Annotated in this window: 3 protein-coding genes; all 3 read left to right on the top strand. The window is 48.1% G+C overall.

Going from position 1 to position 3,047, the window contains the following annotated elements; translation table 11 throughout:
* The coding region (locus AZ66_RS28180) for an FtsK/SpoIIIE domain-containing protein (RefSeq protein WP_269433158.1) at window positions 1-645 on the top strand (645 nt) is incomplete at its 5' end.
* A gap of 18 nt (window positions 646-663) precedes the next feature.
* The gene (locus AZ66_RS28175) at window positions 664-1,527 is read left to right on the top strand and encodes a hypothetical protein (RefSeq protein ID WP_052648914.1); all 864 of its coding nucleotides are present in this window, start codon (window positions 664-666) and stop codon (window positions 1,525-1,527) included.
* Between the two features lie 4 nt (window positions 1,528-1,531).
* Window positions 1,532-2,698 (top strand): WXG100 family type VII secretion target, encoded by a 1,167-nt coding sequence (locus AZ66_RS28170; RefSeq protein WP_044357959.1) that lies wholly within the window; start codon window positions 1,532-1,534, stop codon window positions 2,696-2,698.
* The last annotated feature ends 349 nt before the right edge of the window (window positions 2,699-3,047 follow it).

Raw genomic sequence — 3,047 nt, 5'->3', positions numbered from 1 at the left:
AAGACCTCATTTCTTACGAGCTGGATGCTGTCTTTGGCTTATCATATGTCTCCAGAACGTTTGCATATCTATGCGATTGATGTTCGATATGGGGACACTGGAGTTGCTTCGCTTAGAGACTTGCCTCATGTAAGGGAGATTGTAACCGAGGAAGAGCGAATTCCTGGATTCATTCAGCAGGTATATGATCAGGTCGCGTCCCGAAGTAAGGATGGAGGGGATCCAATCCTACTGCTGGTTATGGATGATGCAGATATGCTGTGCAAGCAGCTCACAGATTACACGGTCAAAGATCAACTGTCTGCGATCGTACGCCAAGGTCGGGATAAAGGGGTACATTTCGTATTGGCAGGGGTTCCGTCTGATTTTCCAACCTTTGGGGTGGACTGGTTTAATGATGTTAAAGCATCGCAAGCTGGATTTTTATTTGGGACGATTGATGCGAATGATCTGTCCTTCTTCCGAATCCCGATCTCAGAGTCGCAGTCTTCTGGTCCTAGTGGGTCGAAGGTTCTTCCTCCTGGTCAAGGATATTTTGTTAAACGCAAATTTATAAAAATAAAGACAGCAATACCCTACGATGAAAAATGGACTCCGGCCGCATGGACAACACATATACATAAACGTTGGAAAGTGCGGGTCTGATGGGGGGTGGACACATTGGTGACGAGTAACGAACCATATCTACGAGCGCAAGATGGCAGAAGCGGTATTGAGCTTCATGTAAAAGAATTGTATTTTCTCGCTGGAATCATTGGATCTGATCGCTTGCTTGGGATCGAAGATCCATTTCGGGGCTATCTAACTGAGGAAATTGCAGAAGAATGGAATAAGGTCAAAGCTGCACTGCTGCGCAAGGGATACTTAACGGAACAGCCTGGAGGCAAAGAGCTGGCTATGCCATCTCACGTCTATACAACGGTAGCGGTAACGGGATTGGCGAATCGATCCTGCTGGGTCCGATTTTCAAATGCAGCAGATGAGGGGCCTAATCGCGAAGTATACGAAGGCTTTTTTCATTTTACGAATGAATTAGTCATCGAACGAGCGCAGAAGCGGATCCAACCGGAAATTTGCTCCTTTCGAGAATATGACTCGACGAAGGAGGCGTGTTCCATCATTGTGAACCGTATGAACTGGGCTGATCAGCCGGAAAGCGAGATAACCGCTGTTATGCTGTCCAAGAGGCATTTCCACAAACTGTATGAGCATGCAGATGATCTTACCGTGGAGCAAATGACTAGTCAGCTAATGACCTTCGATGGAGAGGAAGCGGGAGCAATGGCCCTGGCGCATTCGCTGAAGCATCGTACCGCAGAAGGGGAGCTCTTGTTTCTTGTGTGGAATGAGAAAAGCTGGGATGTGCAGGGAGCTGCTTTTCTCGTCGGAGGTTCCCGCAATTGGCTTATACGGCAAAGCTCCAAAGGCGATGAGGATTGGCTGACTGCCACATTAACAACCAAGGAACAACTTGAAGGCCTGTTAATCGAATGGGAACGCCAGCATTCTATAGAAGAAGGAAGGTGACATCGTGCGCATTATCGTAACGCCGGATGCGCTTCGTCAGGGGAGCCGTCAGTTGCAGGCAACAGCGGAGCAATTGAATGCGATTCAATCGTCATTGGAACGTTCTCTGCAGACGCTGGAGTGGGAGGTTTCTATTAAGGCTGCTGTGGGAGAAAAATGGCAGCAAGCTTCGCGGTTATCGGCTCAAATACATACGCTTTTGTTTGATTTAAGCCAGCAGCTTCAGTCCAAGGCGGATCAGTTCCAATCAGCTGATCAGCAAGCGCACCCGATTCTAGGCCATGCCTATCAAATCGGTTCGGCGGCGTCATTATATTCAACGATAGGGATTGGGGGGGCATCACTAATTATCCCTGCTCTAGGGACACAGGTAGGCGCCATATCGAACCCAAATGCGGTTGTTCGGGCGATTGGCACACAAGGTGATAAAGGTTCAGGTTGGAATTGGAAGCCGACGACTCCTGAAATGTATGGTTATGGCAAAGACGGATACCGCATGATCAATATGGCGAAGAGCGGGTTCAATGTGAATGTTCGTGGAGACGGCTACGTGACAATTAGCGGTGCAAGATCGAAATTCGCACTGTCTGAGGGGATTCAAGGAACGAGATATGCGGCTTCGAATGCAGCGAATCATGCAAATGTGTGGAAATTCGTTGATCCAGTAGTTGCAGCAAAGGAATCGCTCTCTATCAAGGGATGGAGTGCCAAGCTTGGATATGCGGGGCTTGCATACGATACAGGTACTGCAGTCATGACGGACTACGAGAAGGGTGGCCCTAGTCGTGCAGCTGCCAGTGCTGTCGTGAATGGATCAATCGGAGTAGGTACCATGGCAGCGAGTGCTGCCGTGGGAGCCTGGGTAGGTTCAGTCGTTCCTGTTGCCGGCACTATTGTAGGGGCAGGAGTAGGGCTAGCAACAGGAGCTGCTATCTCTATGGTTACGGAGGTAACCATTAACGGCAAGTCTATCAAGACACATGCGGTTGATGCCGTTGACACTGTGGTGGATACCATGACAGATACCGTTGCGAGCGGAACGAAAGCAGCAACTGATGCTGTTCAAGATGGCGTTAAAGCGGTGAAGAGCGGTGCAACGAAGGCTGCTGGCAAAGTCGTGAACAAGGTTACAGATATGTTCGGTTCAGTAGGCAAACTGCTGCCTAGTTGAAGCTACTAAAACGGGGCTAATAGACTAGCCTAATTTATGACATAGGAACTATTTTATGATATTTATTTATCGCTCTGTAGGATCAGCATACTGCTCATGTTATTTGTACATTGGTTAATATGATCAGCTCGTCGCATCGCGTGTGCAGCTTCGATAAGAATTGTAGGATGCAAGAGTAGAAAGGGAAGGATGAATTATGAGGAATCAGACTGAACAACAACATGTTGGGAATGGAGAGGATGCATTGCTTCCACTCGGCTCTATCGTACTGCTGCATGAAGGAAGCAAAAAATTAATGAATATATGGCCGCAAGCAGCTGCAGATCACTACGAATCGTTTATTCGACTA

Source organism: Paenibacillus sp. E194, assembly GCF_000935845.1.
Taxonomy (GTDB): Bacteria; Bacillota; Bacilli; order Paenibacillales; family Paenibacillaceae; genus Paenibacillus_B; species Paenibacillus_B alvei_B.
This window is presented reverse-complemented; position numbering and strand designations above follow the sequence as displayed.